At 66.6% G+C, this 13,917-nt stretch carries 11 protein-coding genes; 7 read left to right on the top strand and 4 right to left on the bottom strand.

Going from position 1 to position 13,917, the window contains the following annotated elements; all coding sequences use genetic code 11:
- The first annotated feature begins 48 nt into the window (after positions 1-48).
- The 7 genes from IB273_RS31175 to IB273_RS31145 all read left to right on the top strand — a co-directional run bounded on the left by IB273_RS31175 (position 49) and on the right by IB273_RS31145 (position 8,651).
- Complete coding sequence (locus IB273_RS31175) at positions 49-1,170, top strand: acyl-CoA dehydrogenase family protein (protein ID WP_138212000.1); 1,122 nt, start codon at positions 49-51, stop codon at positions 1,168-1,170.
- A complete protein-coding gene (locus tag IB273_RS31170; protein ID WP_151187134.1) occupies positions 1,167-1,889 on the top strand; it encodes a TetR/AcrR family transcriptional regulator in 723 nt (240 codons plus the stop codon). Before IB273_RS31175 ends, IB273_RS31170 begins: the two co-directional genes overlap by 4 nt.
- A 170-nt stretch (positions 1,890-2,059) precedes the next feature.
- Positions 2,060-3,490: a hypothetical protein gene (locus IB273_RS31165; protein WP_192225851.1), complete on the top strand. Its 1,431-nt coding sequence runs from the start codon at positions 2,060-2,062 to the stop codon at positions 3,488-3,490.
- A 3-nt stretch (positions 3,491-3,493) separates the two neighbouring features.
- Positions 3,494-4,951 (top strand): acyl-CoA reductase, encoded by a 1,458-nt coding sequence (locus tag IB273_RS31160; protein WP_192225850.1) that lies wholly within the window; start codon positions 3,494-3,496, stop codon positions 4,949-4,951.
- Between the two features lie 139 nt (positions 4,952-5,090).
- Complete coding sequence (locus IB273_RS31155; RefSeq protein ID WP_192225849.1) at positions 5,091-6,140, top strand: NAD(P)-dependent alcohol dehydrogenase; 1,050 nt, start codon at positions 5,091-5,093, stop codon at positions 6,138-6,140.
- A gap of 79 nt (positions 6,141-6,219) precedes the next feature.
- Positions 6,220-7,545, top strand: a complete 1,326-nt coding sequence (locus IB273_RS31150; RefSeq protein ID WP_192225848.1) for a DUF1214 domain-containing protein — start codon at positions 6,220-6,222, stop codon at positions 7,543-7,545.
- Between the two features lie 68 nt (positions 7,546-7,613).
- Complete coding sequence (locus tag IB273_RS31145) at positions 7,614-8,651, top strand: DUF1254 domain-containing protein (RefSeq protein ID WP_192225847.1); 1,038 nt, start codon at positions 7,614-7,616, stop codon at positions 8,649-8,651.
- Between the two features lie 384 nt (positions 8,652-9,035).
- Here IB273_RS31145 and IB273_RS31140 read toward each other — a convergent pair whose 3' ends face one another.
- The 4 genes from IB273_RS31140 to IB273_RS31125 all read right to left on the bottom strand — a co-directional run bounded on the left by IB273_RS31140 (position 9,036) and on the right by IB273_RS31125 (position 13,827).
- The gene (locus tag IB273_RS31140; protein WP_192225846.1) at positions 9,036-10,598 is read right to left on the bottom strand and encodes an AMP-binding protein; all 1,563 of its coding nucleotides are present in this window, start codon (positions 10,596-10,598) and stop codon (positions 9,036-9,038) included.
- A 187-nt stretch (positions 10,599-10,785) separates the two neighbouring features.
- A complete protein-coding gene (locus tag IB273_RS31135) occupies positions 10,786-11,697 on the bottom strand; it encodes an SDR family NAD(P)-dependent oxidoreductase (RefSeq protein ID WP_192225845.1) in 912 nt (303 codons plus the stop codon).
- A gap of 82 nt (positions 11,698-11,779) precedes the next feature.
- Positions 11,780-13,024 (bottom strand): thiolase family protein, encoded by a 1,245-nt coding sequence (locus tag IB273_RS31130; RefSeq protein ID WP_192225844.1) that lies wholly within the window; start codon positions 13,022-13,024, stop codon positions 11,780-11,782.
- Positions 13,025-13,053: 29 nt separating this feature from the next.
- The gene (locus tag IB273_RS31125; RefSeq protein ID WP_138212010.1) at positions 13,054-13,827 is read right to left on the bottom strand and encodes an enoyl-CoA hydratase/isomerase family protein; all 774 of its coding nucleotides are present in this window, start codon (positions 13,825-13,827) and stop codon (positions 13,054-13,056) included.
- Between the last annotated feature and the right edge of the window lie 90 nt (positions 13,828-13,917).

Below are 13,917 nucleotides of genomic sequence, written 5' to 3'. Positions count from 1 at the left end.
CGCCGCTGCTACGAGTGGCTCCGGCGTAACGGGGACGGGAGAAAGGACATGCACAACGACATGCCGAACGACGCGCAGCGCCTGGCGGTAGCGAGCTTTCGCACCTTCCTCCAGCGCGAGGTGCTGCCGGTGGTCCGGGAATCCCGTGATCGGCCGATCCCCAAGGGGCATATGCGCGAGCTGACCCAGGGTCTTGCCGAGTTCGGACTGCCCGGCGCCAGCCTCAGCGAGGAGCAGGGCGGCCTGGGCCTGGCGCGGCATACTGAGGCGATGCTCTTCGAGGAGCTGGCCAGGGTTTCGGCGGACGTCGCCTTGTGCGTGAAGACCAACAAGGCCATCGCCGCTTTCCTGGCCGCACTGCCGCCTCAACAGGCGGCAGCCGGTGAGCGATATCTGCCCGACATCCTCAGCGGACGGGGCTTCGGCGCCTTCTGCCTCGATGAGGCGGAGACTGCTGGCACGGTGACCGCTCGCCGGGAAGGCGACGAGTTCGTCCTCGATGGTGAGCAGGCCTGGGTGGCCAATGGGCGCTACGCCGACTTTGTCGTGCTTGCGGCTCGTATCGAGGACGGCAGCTGCATTCACCTGCTGGTGGAGCGCCGTGCCCACGGGTTCGTGGCGCGCAACAGCGAGCGGATCGCGTTGAACTCGCATTCCACTGCGCAAATTTGCTTTAGCGGCACGCGGGTGCCGGCCAGCCAGTTGCTGGGCGCCGAGCTGCGGGACAGCCTGCGGGCGCTGACGGCGGCACGCATCGACACCGGCCTGCTTGGCGTCGGCCTGATGCGCGCGGCGCTGGATCTATGTCTGGAGTGCGCCGGACGCCGCGAGGACGCCTCAATGACTTTGGCGGCGCCGCTGGCTCAGATGGCTACGCTGGTGGACGCGGCGCGGCTGCTCTGCCTGCGCGCCTATGAGCTGCTGGATGACGGCCAGGCCTGCGACCTGCAGGTTGCCATGGCGAAGTGGTACGCCGGGGAGATGGCCGTGCGGGTCTGCCGCGACGCCGTGCAATTGCACGGTGCCGATGGCCTGGCCAGGGCCTTCGACGTGGAGCGCCTGGCGCGGGAAGCCATCGCGTTGCCGCTTTGCGAAGGCAGCACCGAATGGCACCAGCGACTGATCGCCCAGTCGCTGCTGGGTGACGCCGCCTCGCTCCAAACACCATGACCCGCAAGTCCGGCAGCAAGCCGCCGCGGGACGTCCCCGGCCCTGCACCGGCGGAAGAGCCGTTGCTGTGCGTCGAATTGCCGGCGCGTCAGCGCAAGCGGCCGCGCCAGGCGCGTTCGGTGGCTCTGGTGGAAGCACTGATGCTCACCGGCCGGCAGATTCTCGAACGCGAGGGCAGGGCGGCGCTCAGCGTGCACCGCCTCGCCGAGCACGCCGGGGTCGCCATCAGCTCCATCTACGAGTACTTCCCGACCATCGAATCGCTGGTCGCGGCGATCTTCGAGGACTACCGTCGCGAGGCGCGCCGCGAGGTGATCACCAGCCTGGAGAAGCTGCCGGTCTCGGCGACCCTGCTGGACGGCATCGAAATGCTCCTGCAGTCCGGCCTCGCCAACCTGCATCGCTGGCTGCAGCTGGACTCCGACCTGAGCGTCAAGGCCGCCTACCACGCGGAGCTGATGCGTCTGGAAATGGTGCGCTCGGAAGGCTTCTGGACCTCCGAGGCGATTCCGGCGCTGGTACGGCGTTTCTCCTCGCAGGTGCTGGTGCGCGACCGCGAGAAGGCGGGGTTCCTGGCCTACCACGCGGTGACCGCGCTGCCGCGGGCGCTGGTCATCGAGCGACCGAACTACCTGGTTGAAGCCGACACCCTGCGACTGCTGGCGCGCATGCTCCATGCGCTGCTCACCGCGGAAGATTTGGAAGCCAAATCAAGTTAGATTAAAAAATCCTTTTAAAACAGATATTTAATCTGAATTTGCAGGTGCCGGAATCCGGAACAGCGCAACCTCTTGCGCCCCTAGACTGGCTGCACCAAGAAGGCAGCCCGCGACGGGCGGCCGGTCCTCCGCGCCTTGGCGCGGACGGGTGAATCGAGGACCCATGCGCCATGACAAGAACAATCGACCAACGGGTGGAGCTGCTGCTCAGCGATCCCGAAGCCCTCGCCAACCACTGCCGCCAGACCTGGGAGCAAATGCCCCGCGCCGAGATCGACGCGCTCCAGCTCGCCGGCCTCCAGCGCCGTTTCGCCGAACTGCGCGAGCGCATCCCGGTGCTGAAGAAGCTCGCCGACGGCGAAGGCGTGGAGCGCATCGAGCAACTCGACGACTTGGTCCCGCTGCTGTTCGAGCACACCGTGTTCAAGTCCTATCCGCCGTCGCTGCTGGAGAAGAACAACTTCACCGCGATCAACAAATGGCTGGCCAAACTGGTCACCCCGGAGGTCGGCGAGGCGATACTCGCGGCTGACGTCAGCGCTTGCAAGGGGCTCGACGACTGGTTCGAGACCATGGATCGCGAGGTGCCGCAGCTGATCATCAGCCATACCTCCGGCACCTCCGGCACCCTGTCGTTCCTGCCATGCAGTGCCCGCGAGTTCGAAAAGGCGGCTCAAGTGCGCCGGCTGTTCGCCTGGAACATGCGAGGCCCGCAGACGCCGCAGCCGGAAATGCACACGGCCTATCCGTACTATGGCAAGGGCTATCTCAGCCACCTGCGCGGCGTGACCGCGATCACCCGCGTACTGCTGCCGGATGCCTCGCACTTCCATCCGGCCTATCCCTCGACCTTGTCCAGCGATGTCCTGCACCTGGGCGCCAAGCTGCGCGCCGCCCATGCCAAGGGCACCCTCGACCGCCTGGTGGTGGCACCGGAGATGCTGGCCAAGAAAGAGGCCTTCGACCGTCAGCAGGCCGAGATGCCGCAGCACCTCGCGACCTTCTTCGAGGACATCGCCACCCGCTTGAAGGGCAAGCGGGTCTACATCGGCGGCACCTGGAACCTGCTCCACAACATGGCCAAGGCGGGCTTGGAGCGCGGATTGGAAGGGGTGTTCGACCGCGAGTCGTACATCATCACCACCGGCGGCGCCAAGGGCGTGGTCCAGCCCGAGGGCTGGCGCGAGGAGGTGATGCGCTTCACCGGCGTGAAGGCGCTGTACGAGTCTTACGCAATGTCCGAGGTGGTCAGTGGTTCGCACCTGCGTTGCGAGCACGGCCACTACCACTTCGCGCATACCGCGATTCCGTGCCTGCTCGACCCCGAAACCAGCAAGCCGCTGCCGCGCAAGGGGCGGCAGACTGGCCGCGCGGCCTTCTTCGACCTGGGCGCTGACGTGCACTGGGGCGGTTTCATCACCGGTGACGAAGTCACCGTCGAGTGGGATGCGCCCTGCGCCTGTGGCCGCCCGAGCCGCTACGTCGTCGGCGCCATCCAGCGCTACAGCGAGAAGAATGGCGGCGACGACAAGATCACCTGCGCCGCGTCCGAACAGTCCCATCGCGAGGCGATGGACTTCCTCAACACCCTGGAGGGCTGAGCCATGACCAATCCCATCGCGCCCCTGGTCATCCGTGGCGAAGTCATCACCGACCACCTGATCGAAGTGGGCGGCCGCGGCGGCGACCTGACCTTCCTCACGCCCGACGCGCATCGCTACATCGACCGCCTGCCACTGGGCAACCCGGCGAAGCTGGCTGACCTGTACAGCCTGAGCTTCGAGGACATCCTCGACTACTGCGTCGCCCTCGGCGAGCGCCTGGACTTCGCCAGCAACCGCTACCTGCAGGAAGCCTGCGAGCTGTCCTACCTGACCGCGCCGACCACTCCGAGCATCGTCCGCGGCTCCTACATGGGCTTGCGTAACCTGCTGACCCGCGAGTCGATCCGCGAGATGGCGGAAGCCACGGTGGGCGTGAACTACCTGGAAGGCTGGGTGAAGCAGCGCCTGCTCGACGGTACCGAACTGGAAGTGCGCTGTTTCGGCGCGCGCACCCTGCACATCGTTGCCGGCAACGCAGTGGCGCTGTCGCTGTGGACCATCATCCGCAACATGGTTCTGCGCAGCGACGCCATCATCAAGGCACCGTCCAACGACCCCTTCACCGCCCTGGCCATCGCCCGCACCATGATCGATATGGAGCCGGACCACCCGCTGACCCTGCACCTGACCGTGGCCTACTGGAAGGGCGGCGACGAGGACTTCGAGCAACGCCTGTACCAGCCGCAGAACCTGGAGAAGATCGTCGCCTGGGGCGGCTTCGCCTCGATGAAGCACGTCACCCGCTATATCCAGCCAGGCCTGGAACTGATCTCGCTAGACCCCAAGCGCAGCGCCAGCATCATCGGCCAGGACACCTTCGCCAGCGAGGCGAGCATGCGCGAGGCAGCGGTGCGCCTAGCCTCCGACATCGGCGCGATCAACCAGAAGGGCTGCGTCTGCGCGCGCACCGTCTACGTGCAGTCGGGCACCGACGAGGCGGGTCTGGAGCGGCTGAATACCTTCGGTAGCTACGTCTACGACGCGATGCTCAAGCTGCCCAATACCCTGAGCACCCACCCCAAGCGCTACGACCAGGGCCTCAAGGCGCACGTCGACGCGTTGCGCCTGGATGACGAGTGGTATCGCGTCATCGGTGGCAAGGACGGCGAAGGCGCGATCATCTGCTCGCAGATTCCCGAGCCAGTGTCCTTCTCGACGCTGCTCGACGACCGCACCGCCAACCTGGTGCCGGTCGACGAACTGGACGAAGTGATGGGCGCGGTGGACGCCTACACCCAGACCGTTGGCATCTACCCGGAAAGCATCAAGGACCAGCTCAAGGACGTACTGCCGCTGTATGGCGCGCAGCGCATCGTCTCGCTGGGCTATGCCGCGGCCATGAAATTCGCCGCCCCGCAGGACTCCATCGAACCCATGCGGCGCATGGGCAAGTGGATCTCCAACCAGATAGCCGCGCCCGAGACTACCCCGGCTCCCTGGCTGCGCCCGTCGATCTGAGGTTTCACCTTCGCGCACGCCAGGAGCGGGCGGACGTCCCGCTGGGGTCCGGTGGCCGCAGCGGCATGAACGACTGCCTGGCGGCGCGAGGGACTTGGCCAGTGCTCCCTGGCCTTTTTCCATTTATCGAGAACCGATCATGACCCACTGCCTTGCCTATGCCGCCCATGAAGCCCGCGCCGAACTGGCGCCGCTGAGCATCGAGCGCCGTGCCCTGCGCGACGACGACGTCGCCATCGAAATCGCCTATTGCGGCGTGTGCCATACCGATGTGCATTACGCGCACAACGACTGGAACAGCACCGTCTTCCCCTGCGTGCCTGGCCACGAGATCGTCGGCCACGTCACTGCTGTCGGTCCGGCGGTCAGCCGCTACAAGGTCGGCGACCGGGTGGCGGTCGGTTGCATGGTGGACAGCTGTCAGCACTGTGCCGCCTGCGAGAGCCACGAGGAACCGCACTGCGAACACGGCATCACCGCGACTTACAATGGCCGCGACCGCGCCACCGGCGAGGTCACCCAGGGCGGCTACGCACAGCACATAGTGGTGCGCGATGCCTTCGTCCTGCGGGTTCCCGAGGCCCTGGACCTGCGTTTCGCCGGCCCGCTGCTGTGCGCCGGTATCACCGTGTGGACCCCGCTGAGCGAGCACAACATCGGCCAGGGCCACCGGGTCGCGGTGGTTGGCCTGGGCGGCCTGGGGCACATGGCGGTCAAACTGGCGGTCGCCCTGGGCGCCGAAGTCACGGTGATTACCACCTCGCCGGGCAAGGCTGACGATGCGCGGGCGCTGGGTGCGCACCACGTGCTGCTGTCCACCGACGCGCAGGCGATGAAGGCCGCGGCCAACCGCTTCGATTTCATCCTCGACACCATCCCGCGCAAGCACAACGTCAACCCCTACCTGATGCTGCTGGGCCGCCACGGCAAGCTGGTCCTGGTCGGCGCGCTGGAGCCGCTGGAGCCGATCCACGGCGCGCTGCTGGCGCTGAACAACCGCTCGATCTCCGGTTCGCTGATCGGCGGCCTGGAGCAGACCCAGGAGCTGCTGGACTTCTGCACCGAGCACAAGGTGCTGCCGATGTGCGAACTGATCGCCATGCAGGACATCAACACGGCATTCGAGCGCCTGGAACGCAACGACGTGAAGTACCGCTTCGTCATCGACATGGCGACGTTGCGCGACTGATCCCCCCACTAAAAAGGGGGCCGGCGCAAGGGAAGGGCGGACTACGCTAGCCCTTTCCTTCCTGCTGGAGAAAAGCGTCATGCGTATACCCCATGCCCTCAGCGCCGTCGCGACGGGGGTGCTGTTGTCGGCCTGTGCCACGGCGGGCGCCGGCGAAACGCCCGCGGCCATCGCCGACCAGGATGTCAGCGATGCCTATGTCTATCTGCTCGGCCGCGCGCTGGTACTGCGCCAGCAGCAACTCGACCTGCAGGAGGGCATGGGCTGGAACCAGCTGCTGCACCGCAAGCCCGGTGCGGTGGACTGGCCCAACCCGAACCTCGACGTCGCCTATTCCGAGGCCTGGCTGGCACTCGACGAGAACAGCTGCACGCTGCTCGGCGTACCGAAGATCCAGGGCCGCTACTACACCGTGCAAGTGCTCAACGGTTGGGGCGAAACGCTGGCCAACGTCAACGAGCGCACCTACGCCGCGCATCCCGCCGGCCCGTTCGCCTTCTGCCTGAAGGATGCGCACGTCAGGTTGCCGGCCGCGACCCAGCGTATTGACCTGCCGGTGCGTTCGGCACGCCTGCTCACGCGCGTCGAGCTGGGCGCCGATCCGCAGCAGGCCGAACGCCTGCAGCAAGCCTTCACCCTGAAGGCGACCGGTTCGCCCCGGCTTCCCGAGGTGCCGCAGACAGCGCCCATCGCCTGGCCGAAGCTGCCGGGCGTGGAGCTCTTCGACACGGCGTCGGCGGCGCTGGCGGAACCCGACCTGAACCCCGGGATGACCGAGGTCCAGGCCAAGGTGCGCGCCATCGCGGCCGTCGTCGGCGATGCGCAGCAGCGCCAGCGCATCGACGCGTTGATCCATTCCCGAGCGTTTGCCGACATCGTCAAGGCCAGCCCCAGCATTGGCGGCGGGACGGTGCGCAACGGCTGGGCGCGTCCGCCGGCGACAGGCACCTACGGCAGCAACTACCTGACCCGCACGCTGGTGGACTACGGCGGCATCTGGGCGAACACCCGCAACGAGGTGAACTACTTCAGGGGCGCCCTCGATGCCGACGGTGTGCCGCTGGATGGCGCCAAGACCTACAGCCTGACCTTTCCGAAGGCGCAGTTGCCGGCGAGCCAGGTGCACTACTTCTGGTCGATCACCGCGACCGACTCGAAGACTTTCCATGTGCTGCCCAATGAGCTGAACCGCTTTCTGCTTAACAACCATTCGAAGCTGACCTACGGCGCGGATGGTTCGCTGACGCTGTACTTCGGCCCGCAGAAACCGGCTGATGCACCGGAGGGCAATTGGCTGCCGACCCGCCCGGGCCTGCCATACCGCCTGATCTTCCGCTACTACGGCGCCCAAGGCGCGGTGGCGGACGGCAGCTACTTCCCGCCGGTGCTGGTCAAGCGTTCCTGAGACCGCCTGGCGGGCCGGGCGCAGTCAGACGGCGCCCGGCCCGCCGGCAATTACCCCGAGGTCCCCTCATGCTCAAGAGTTCCCTTACGCCCCTGGCGTCCGTCCTTTGCCTGCTGCTTGCCGGCGCGGCCCACTCCGAGACCGCGTCCACGACGCCGGTGGCGGTCACTGTCGACAACTTCAGCCGTGCCGAATCCGATCGCTACTTCGGCCTCACGGTGATGCGTGGCGGTTTCGGCCAGTTCACCCATTGGCGCGAGTTGATGCCGGTAGGAACCAAGACTGTGGTCAGGCCCAACCGCGATACCTTGTACTCCACCGCCGTGTTCGACCTGGACGCTGGCCCGGTCACCGTCGAGCTGCCCGACGCCGGCCAGCGCTACCGCTCGCTGGCGATCATCGACGAAGACAACCATGTGCTCGCGATGCATTACCAGGCGGGCCACTACCTCATCAGTCGCCAGATGGCCGGTACCCGCTACGTCCTGGTCGGCGTCCGCACCCTGGTCGATCCGGCCAACCCGCAGGACATGGCGCAGGCCCATGGGCTGCAGGATCGCATAGGTGTCAGCCAGCCCAGCGGGCCGGGGCGCTTCGAGGTGCCGAACTGGGACAAGCAGGGGCAAGAGCGGCTGCGCGCCGCGCTGGTCACGCTCGGCCAGACCATCGGCGACTCCCGCGGCATGTTCGGCAAGCCCGCGGAAGTCGACCCGCTGCGCCACCTGATCGGCAGCGCCATCGCCTGGGGCGGCAACCCCGAGAAGGATGCCTTCTACCAGATCGTCCGTCCGCCCCGCGACGACGGCACCACGGCCTATCGTCTGGATGTGCCGCCGGTACCGGTGGGGGCCTTCTGGTCGATCAGCGTCTACGACGCCGAGGGGAGCTTCCAGCCCAACTCGCTGAATGCCTACACCTTGAACAACCTGACGGCGAAGAAGGGGATGGGCGGCGAGGTCAGCATCCGCTTCGGCGGCTGCACGGCCGACAGCGTCAACTGCCTGCCGATCATGCCGGGTTGGAACTACATGGTGCGCTACTACCTGCCGCAACCGGCGATCCTCGACGGTGGCTGGAAGATGCCGGGGCTGCGTCCGCTGTCCTGAAGCCTAGGGGGCGAATCGCGGCCATGGGCCGCTCCTACGAGTCCGGATTTGCCTCGCGCTACCCTCCCGGGTCGTAGGAGCGGACCCAGTCCGCGAATCGTGGGCATGGCCCGCGCCCACAGGGGCGCCGGTGTGGGGATTCTCGCGGATGAGATCCGCTGCTACAGGATGGTGTCGCCATCTGCGCTCGCGCCGAACAGCACCTGCTACCGTTTGCGGGAGAGGGTGTGGAGTCAACCACCAGCACAGCGGCTCGGGCAGAAATGCCGCTCTTCGTAGGAGCGAGCCTGCTCGCGAACTTCGCTTTGAATGCCCTGAAAGACAAAGCGCCCGGTGCAGGGCACCGGGCGCTTCGGGGGCTTGGAGCTGTTCTTCGCCTGGGGGTCAGGACACCCGGCGCTCACGGTCCTTCCAGTACTTCTCGCGTACCTGGCGGCGCAGGACCTTGCCGACCACGCTGACCGGCAGAGTTTCCACGAAGAGAATTGACTTGGGCACCTTGAAGCGCCCGAGCCGGCCCTTCACATGTGCCTGCAACTCCTCGACGGACACTTGGGCGCCGGCCTTGAGGACCACCTCGGCGTGCACGGCCTCGCCCCATTCCTCGTGGGGGATGCCGACTACCGCGGAGTTGGACACCGCTGGATGGGCGTTCAGGGCTGCCTCGACCTCGACGGCATACACGTTGAAGCCGCCGCTGATGATCATGTCTTTCTTGCGGTCGACCAGGAACAGGAAGCCCTGCTCGTCGATGTAGCCAAGGTCGCCGGATTTCCAGAAGCCGTCGGTGAACTCGGCGACGCTGGCCTCGGGATTGGCGAAGTAGTCGGACACGGTACCGCGCGTGCGGATCCACAGCTCGCCGGTGTTGCCCTGGGCGAGCTCCTGGCCGTGCTCGTCGACGATCATGATCTCCGCAGCCGCGACTATCCGGCCGGCGGAGCCGATCTGCCGGTCGCTGGCCTCCAGGTGGTCGGCCTTGTTCATCAGCGCTACCGCGTGCAGGCATTCGGTGGCGCCATAGATCTGCATGAAGATGTTGCCGAAGCGTTCCTGGGCCTGGCGCAGCTTCGCCGGGCTCATGGGCGCGGCACCGTAGACCAGGGTGCGCAACGACGACAGGTCGATGTCGGGCATCTCCAGCAGGCGGTAGATCATGGTCGGCACCAGCAGGGTCATGGTGACCTTTTCGGCCGCAATGTTGCGACACAGCTGGGCGAGATCGGGAATGTTCTGGGTCAGGGTGCAGCCGCCGCGGAACAAGGTCGGCAGCAAGCCGAGGCTGGACCCATGGCTGATCGGCGCCATGTGCAGGAAACGGGTGTCGGCCTGGTAGGGCTGCTCACCGTCCATGTACATGGAGTCGCGCAGCGACATCCAGTTGTCGGTGGTGTAGGGCACGCACTTGCTGGCGCCGGTGGTGCCGCCGGTGAAGCGGTAGGAGACCACTTCGTTACGGGTGTCGCGGACTACGTCGGGGGTCTGCTCGGAAACGCCTTCGAGCAGGTCCCAGAAGTACAGCAGGCCGTCCTGCGGCTGTGCCGGCGGGTCCATGCAGACCACACGGATGTCCTGGGTGCGAAGCACGTCGAAGTAGTGCTCCAGCAGGGCGTTCTCGAGGAACACCACTTTCGGCCGGATCAGCGTGATCTGCGCGCAATGCTCCTCGAGGGAGTCGCGGAAGTTGGCGTAGGCGCCGGCCGCCTGGCATTTCATGGCGGTCCAGGCGTGCAGCAGGGACAGGTTGTCGTTGTCGAGGATGCACAGGTAGGCGTCGCCGCGCTCCAGCTGCAACTTGTCGTGCAGCATGTTGGCGATGCGGTTGGTCAGTGCGTGCAGTTCACGAAAGGTGTAGCGGCGCTTGCGCTCGATGTTGACCAGCGCCTCGCGCTCGGCGAAGCGGACGGCAAGGTTGCCGAACGTCCGGCCGAAGTTCATCAGTGTCATTCTTGTTCTCCTGCCGTTGACCCAGGCGACGGGCGTTCCAGGTGACGGGCTATCCAGGTGAGCGCGCATGCCGATCAGCATAGGCCGGTCAGGGACGGCAGCGGCTCCGGGCGGGCAGCCGGCATGCCGGCCCAGCAGTTGGGCCGGCATTCTCCGCGATGTGCGGGCGTAGCGGAATCCGCGGCCGTCAGGCGCCCTTGAGGGCCTGCATGGCGGTCTCGATGAAGATCTGCACCTGCTGGTTGGCATCGTTGCGCGGACCGGCGGTGTTCCAGTCGGTGATCTGCGCCAGATGCGCCTGGACGTCTTCGGGCGTCACGTTGGCGCCGACGAACACCGGCGCGGTCTCTTCCATGCGCACGGCGGAGAACACGCCGGCACCGGCGCCCAGCACCAGCTTGGTCGGCGCATCTTCGCTGACCAGGAACAGCGCACCCGGGCTGACCTGCTCGGGACGGCTGGCCTTGAGCAACTCCTCGGGCATCACGTCCTCGGTCATGCGGGTGGCCGCCATCGGAGCCAGGGTGTTGACGTGGATGTTGTTCTTGCGGCCTTCGATGGCGAGCATGTTCATCAGCCCCACCAGCGCCATCTTCGCCGCGCCGTAGTTGGCCTGGCCGAAGTTGCCGAACAGGCCGGCGGCGGAGGTGGTCATCAGGATGCGCCCGTAGTTCTGTTCCTTCATCAGGTCCCAGACAGCCTTGGTGCAGTACAGCGAGCCCATCAGGTGGACATCGAGCACCGCGCGGAAGTCGGCGATCTCCATTTTCGGGAAGGACTTGTCGCGCAGGATGCCGGCGTTGTTGATGAGGACATCGACGCGGCCGAACTCGGCGACGGTCTGCGCCACCAGGGCCTGGACCTGCTCGTAGTCGGCGACGTTGGCGCCGTTGGCGATGGCGCTGCCACCGGCACGACGGATTTCCTCTACCACCGCCAGGGCGGCCTCGGAGGAGCTGCCGCTACCGTCACGGCTGCCGCCGAAATCGTTGATCACCAGCTTGGCGCCACGCTCGGCCAGTTGCAGTGCATGGATGCGGCCCAGGCCATTGCCGGCGCCGGTGACGATGGCCACGCGGCCGTCGAAGCCAATTGTCATTGTTGTTCACCTACGGGTACTAAGGGAAAAAGGTGGAAGTGTCGCCGGGGCGGCACCTCCGCGAAAGTCTCTCCGACCGGCCTCAGGCGCGGGCGAAGATGCCGACGTGCTCGGTGGACTCTTCGACGCGCCAGAGGCCGCCGCCATTGCCTTGCAGGGCAATGCGCGCGCCTTCGACCTGGCGCAGGCCGCAGTTGCCGCGCAGCTGCTCGACCAGCTCGAAGATCTGCCCGATGCCGGTTGCGCCGATCGGGTGGCCCTTGGATTCCAGGCCGCCGGACGGGTTGACCGGCAGACGGCCGCCGAGGGCGCTGTCGCCGCGCTCGGCCATCACGCCGCTCATGCCCGGCTCGCACAGGCCCAGGGCCTCGATGGCGAGCAGCTCGCCGATGGCGGTGGCGTCATGCACCTCGGCCACGTCGACGTCCTGCGGGGAGATGCCGGCCTGCTCGAAGGCGGCCTTGCCCGCCAGGTGCGTGCAGCCCTTGTCGAAGTCCTCGGCGGCGCGAGCGGAGGCCGAGCGCACGACGCTGGCCAGCACCTTGATCGCGCGGCTCTTGTCGAAACCATACTTCTTCAGCGCCGACTCGGTGCAGAGAATCGCTGCCGCCGCGCCGTCGGAGATCGGCGAGCACATCGGCAGGGTGATCGGGTAGGTGATCGGCGGCGCGGCGAGGATTTCCTCGATGCTCATGGCGTTGCGGTACTGAGAACGCACGTTGTGCACCGAGTGGCCGTGGTTCTTCGAGGACACGGCGGCCAGCTGGCGCTGGGTGATGCCGTAGCGCTCCATCAGGCCGCCACGGCCGAGGGCGGCGTAGACGTCCATGAACGGGCTGTAGGGCTTCTCGGACTGCGAGCCGGGCGGCGGCACGATGTTCTTGCCCATGGCGGCCAGGTAGTTCTTGTTCTCCTCGAAGGTCTCGATGTCCCAGGCGGACTCGAAGGCGGAGAACATCTTCATCTTGTCGCTGTAGAACATCTTCTCCGCGCCCACGGCGATTGCGACGTCAGCGGCGCCGGCCTGCAGCTGGGTGACCGCCAGGTTGAAGGCGTGGCTGGAGGAGGCGCAGGCGCCTTCGATGTTGAAGATCGGGATGCCGTCCAGGCCCAGCGGCAGCAGGGCGACCTGGCCGCGGATCATGTGCTGGCCGTCGAAATGGCCCTGGGTGCAGTTGCCGAAGAAGCCGACCTGGATCCACTTGCGGTCGCAGCCCGCATCGTCCAGGGCGTCCTCGACGGCCCAGGCGGTGAGTTGCTTGATGGTCTTGTCGGTGTGGCGGCCGAACGCGGTCATGCCGACGCCGACGATGTATACGTTTTCCATCTGAATTCGCTCTCGGAAAGGGGGCGGGATCAATAGCCCTTGAAGTCGGGCTTGCGCTTCTCGGCGAAGGCGCGCACGCCCTCGGCCATGTCGTAGGAGCGCTGGTGGTTGCGCAGCTCCAGCAGCTCGTGGCGCAGGGCGTCGGCGCGGCTCTTGTCGGTGGCCTCGTCGGCGACCTTCTTCATCTTGCGCAGCACCAGCGGGCTCTTCTCGGCCAGCTTGTCGCCGATGGCCTGGACCCGGCCGACCAGCTCGGCGTCGGCCACCACTTCGCTGACCAGGCCATAGAGCTTCATGTCCTGGGCCGGCAGGGCGTCACCGGTGAACAGCATGTACTTGGCGATGTTCTCCGGAATCTTGCGCGGCAGCACGGCAGCGCCGCCGCCACCGGGGAAGACGCCGAAGTTGGAGTGGGCATCGCCGAAGCGCGCGGTCTCGGCGGCGATCACGAAGTCGCAGCACAGCACCGTTTCCAGGCCGCCGGCCAGGGCCAGGCCGTTGACCGCGGCGATCACCGGCTTGGGGAAGGCGCGCAGGCGGTCGAAGAAGGCGACGATGGTGTCCAGCAGGTCCATCTCGCCGGGCTGGGCACTGCCCGTGGCCTTCAGGTCGGCGCCGGCGCAGAACGCAGTGCCGGTGGCGGTGAGGGCGACGACGCGCACGCCGGCATCGCCTTCCCAGGCCTTCAGGGTCTCGATCATGGCATCGAGCATCTCGCGATTCAGCGCGTTCATCGCCTTCGGACGGGTGAGGGTGATCCAGCCCACCTGGCCTTTCACTTCAAAAGAAACCGACTCGCTCATTTCTGCTCCTCGCTCGTTCACAGCGGTCAATCCAGTCGCAATCGAACTTACGCCAGGGTTTCCCTGGCGCACCCCCCCCCTTGCGGACGG

This window comes from Pseudomonas sp. PDM19 (assembly GCF_014852215.1).
Lineage (GTDB): Bacteria > Pseudomonadota > Gammaproteobacteria > Pseudomonadales > Pseudomonadaceae > Pseudomonas.
Note: the sequence above shows the minus strand (reverse complement) of the source record. Positions and strands in the feature narration are given on the sequence as shown.

Coding starts and splice junctions, on each gene's coding strand:
- IB273_RS31175 (WP_138212000.1), top strand. CDS start 49: ATGCACAACGACATGCCGAACGACGCGCAGCGCCTGGCGGTAGCGAGC.
- IB273_RS31170 (WP_151187134.1), top strand. CDS start 1,167: ATGACCCGCAAGTCCGGCAGCAAGCCGCCGCGGGACGTCCCCGGCCCT.
- IB273_RS31165 (WP_192225851.1), top strand. CDS start 2,060: ATGACAAGAACAATCGACCAACGGGTGGAGCTGCTGCTCAGCGATCCC.
- IB273_RS31160 (WP_192225850.1), top strand. CDS start 3,494: ATGACCAATCCCATCGCGCCCCTGGTCATCCGTGGCGAAGTCATCACC.
- IB273_RS31155 (WP_192225849.1), top strand. CDS start 5,091: ATGACCCACTGCCTTGCCTATGCCGCCCATGAAGCCCGCGCCGAACTG.
- IB273_RS31150 (WP_192225848.1), top strand. CDS start 6,220: ATGCGTATACCCCATGCCCTCAGCGCCGTCGCGACGGGGGTGCTGTTG.
- IB273_RS31145 (WP_192225847.1), top strand. CDS start 7,614: ATGCTCAAGAGTTCCCTTACGCCCCTGGCGTCCGTCCTTTGCCTGCTG.
- IB273_RS31140 (WP_192225846.1), bottom strand. CDS start 10,598: ATGACACTGATGAACTTCGGCCGGACGTTCGGCAACCTTGCCGTCCGC.
- IB273_RS31135 (WP_192225845.1), bottom strand. CDS start 11,697: ATGACAATTGGCTTCGACGGCCGCGTGGCCATCGTCACCGGCGCCGGC.
- IB273_RS31130 (WP_192225844.1), bottom strand. CDS start 13,024: ATGGAAAACGTATACATCGTCGGCGTCGGCATGACCGCGTTCGGCCGC.
- IB273_RS31125 (WP_138212010.1), bottom strand. CDS start 13,827: ATGAGCGAGTCGGTTTCTTTTGAAGTGAAAGGCCAGGTGGGCTGGATC.